The organism is Romboutsia sp., assembly GCF_035470145.1.
GTDB lineage: Bacteria > Bacillota > Clostridia > Peptostreptococcales > Peptostreptococcaceae > Romboutsia_D.
Window position 1 is genome coordinate 1 of the sequence record NZ_DATIRC010000312.1, and the last position, 3,252, is coordinate 3,252.

The 3,252-nt window shown below is 27.0% G+C and carries 3 protein-coding genes; all 3 read left to right on the forward strand.

Features of this window, described 5'->3' with window-relative positions; translation table 11 throughout:
- Positions 1-256 precede the first annotated feature (256 nt).
- The 3 genes from larE (at position 257) to VLM92_RS12820 (ending at position 3,055) form a co-directional block, all read left to right on the forward strand.
- The gene (gene larE, locus VLM92_RS12810; protein ID WP_325276725.1) at positions 257-1,066 is read left to right on the forward strand and encodes an ATP-dependent sacrificial sulfur transferase LarE; all 810 of its coding nucleotides are present in this window, start codon (positions 257-259) and stop codon (positions 1,064-1,066) included.
- Positions 1,067-1,075: 9 nt separating this feature from the next.
- Positions 1,076-2,221 (forward strand): class I SAM-dependent RNA methyltransferase, encoded by a 1,146-nt coding sequence (locus VLM92_RS12815; protein ID WP_325276726.1) that lies wholly within the window; start codon positions 1,076-1,078, stop codon positions 2,219-2,221.
- Between the two features lie 69 nt (positions 2,222-2,290).
- Complete coding sequence (locus VLM92_RS12820; protein ID WP_325276727.1) at positions 2,291-3,055, forward strand: hypothetical protein; 765 nt, start codon at positions 2,291-2,293, stop codon at positions 3,053-3,055.
- Positions 3,056-3,252: the final 197 nt, after the last annotated feature.

Consider the following 3,252-nt stretch of genomic DNA (forward strand, 5'->3'; position numbering starts at 1 on the left):
AAATAACCTGAGAATAAGATAATATATCTAAGATATTACTATTTTCCCTAAACTTTAATTTGATATTTTTGTTGCATCTAAGTAAATTTTGCAAGATGTCATAATTAATATTCACTGTCATCACCCCTAATAACTTTAATAATACAATAATTACCCATAAATTTCAAATTTGAATCGGCATACACGAAATTAAAGTTTGATTTATATGTGTATATTTTATATAATTAGTTTATTATGCTTTTATGGAGGTAATTATATGGAAGTAAGTAAAAAACTAGAAAAACTTAAAGCTAGACTTCTAGAATTAGAAGGTGTAGCAGTTGCATACTCAGGTGGAGTAGATAGCAATTTTTTACTTAAAGTAGCAAAGGATACATTAGGAGACCATGTTATTGCAGTAACCCTTCATGCTATGATGCATTCACAGCGAGAAATTGAAGAAGCTAAACAATATGCTCGTAACTTTAATGTCAAACATATTGTAGTTAATGTTGATAATTTTGAAGTGAAAGAGTTTATAGAAAATAATCCAGATAGATGTTATCACTGTAAAAAAGCAGTATTCAATACGGTAAAATCAGTAGCAAAAGAGCATAATATAAAGTATGTAGTAGATGGAACTAATTTAGATGATTTAGGTGATTATAGACCTGGACTTAAAGCATTGAGAGAACTTAATATAATTAGTCCATTAAAAGAATGTAACTTAACTAAAGAAGATATAAGAGTTTTATCAAAAGAAATGAAACTAGAAACCTTCAATAAGCCTGCTTTTGCATGTCTTGCAACTAGAATACCATATGGAGTAAAAATTACAAAAGAAGTGCTTAGAAAAATAGAAAAAAGTGAAGAATATTTAGTAGAATTAGGATTTGAGCAATTTAGAGTAAGAGTTCATGAAGATATTGCAAGAATTGAAGTAGGAAAAAACGAAATACATAAATTCTTTAGTGAAGATAAACTATATAAAACAAATAATAAATTAAAAGAAATTGGATTTAAATATGTTACCTTAGATATGGCAGGATATGAAATGGGTAGCATGAATAAGGCAATACAAAAATAGGAGGAAGACATGAAAAATTATACATTAATATCACCTTGCTTTTTTGGTATGGAAAAAATGTTAGCAAGAGAAATAAAAGATTTAGGATTTGAAATAATAAAAACAGAAGATGGAAGAATAACATATAAAACAGAAGAAGACGGTATTGCAAAAGCTAATATGTGGCTTAGATGTGCTGAGAGAGTAAATCTTAAAGTTGCAGAATTTGAAGCTAAAAGCTTTGATGAATTATTTGAAGGAACTAAAAGGATCGATTGGTCAAAATATATACCATATGGAGCGCAGTTCCCTGTTGCTAAGGCATCTTCAATAAAATCAAAGTTATACAGTACTCCAGATATACAAGCAATTGTAAAAAAAGCAATAGTTGAAAGTTTAAAGAAAAGTTATTTAGAAACAGGACTTATAAAAGAAGATAAAGAAAAATATCCAATATATGTTTTTATACATAAAGATAAAGTAACATTATCTATAGATACAACAGGAGATGCTCTTCATAAAAGAGGATACAGAGAAAAAGCTAATAAAGCACCTATAAGAGAAACATTAGCAGCTGGTATAATGTATTTAAATCCATGGAAACCAGGAAGAACATTAGTAGACCCTATGTGTGGATCTGGAACTCTTTTAATAGAAGCAGCAATGATGGGAATAAACATGGCACCGGGACTTAATCGTGAGTTCATATCTGAAAAGTGGAGAACTATGGATAAAAAAATTTGGTGGAATGTAAGAAAAGATGCCTATGATAAAATAGATGAAGATGTTAAATTTAAAATCTACGGATATGATATAGATGAAGAAGCTATAGAAATAGCTAAAGAGAATGCTGAAATAGCAGGAGTAGATGAATACATAGAGTTTAACGTAGCAAATGCCCTTGATTTTAAAAGTGAGGAAGAGTATGGATTTATAGTTACAAATCCACCATATGGAGAAAGACTTGAAGATAAAGAAAGTGTTCAAAGTCTTTATAAACATTTAGGATATACTTTTAGAGAGTTAAAGAATTGGTCTTATTACTTAATAACTTCATATGAAGATTTTGAAAATGAATTTGGAAAAGAAGCTGATAAAAGAAGAAAGCTATACAATGGTATGTTAAAAACTAACTTGTACCAATACATAGGACCTAGGCCACCTAAAAAAAGTTAATAAATCAATGATATTTACCCACTTAATATAATATACATAATATAAAGAGTATTTTAAGGGGGTGTCGTAATGTTTAGAATGAATGGTAAAAATCGTAAAAAGACATCTAAAGAAAAAGAAGTAGAAGGTAAGCAAAAATACCAAGAAGATTTTAATGAAATAATATTAAATGATTTAGTACCAGAAGAAAAAAGAAATGATTTTGGATTAGATAGTATCGAAGAACCTAAAGCTAAAAAATCAGGAAAAATAAAATTAAATTTAGGACTGAATAATAAAAAGTCATCTTCAAACTTAAAAGGTAAAAAATCAAATCCAAGTGAATCATCTAAAAAGACTAAGCAAGAAAATAAAAAAACACAAGATAATACTAACGAAGCTGGGAAAAGTAAAAACAATAAGAAAAGTAGCGGTAATGTAAGTAAAGAAAAAAAATCAAATAAAAAAACAACTAAGCCAAATAAAAAAACTAAAAGTATAAAACCATCCAAAAGTAATATAGAAGAAATAAACGAGTATATTGAACCACAAGTAAAAGAAAATATTAACAGTAATCAAAAAGAAAATTTAGGGAAAAAGAAAAAAAGAGTTAAACATTCTAGTAAAGAAGATTATAATGAAACAAAAAGAAGCTTAGAAGAAAATGAAGATAAAGAAAAATATATAGTTGAAGATAACTTTGATGCAATTAAATTTAGAAATGCAAAAGAGTTAGATGAAGAACCAGTAGAGAAAGTAGTAGAAGAAAAACAAGAAGAAGCTAAATTTGAAGAAAAATCAAAAAATAGATTTGAAAATTTAGTTTGGTCAGAAGATAAATTCCCTAAAAAATAAAAAATTAAATAAATCATATAAATAGTGTTAAAATATAAATGAAGGCTTAGTAATAAATGCTAAGCTTTTATTTTGCTTAATTTTATAAAAAAGCAGATGAAATAAGTAAAAAGATATCAAAATAATACTAAAGAAGAGGTGGATTATATGAACGCTAAAGAAGTATTTAACGAAGTTAATGAAATTTTATTAAAAAG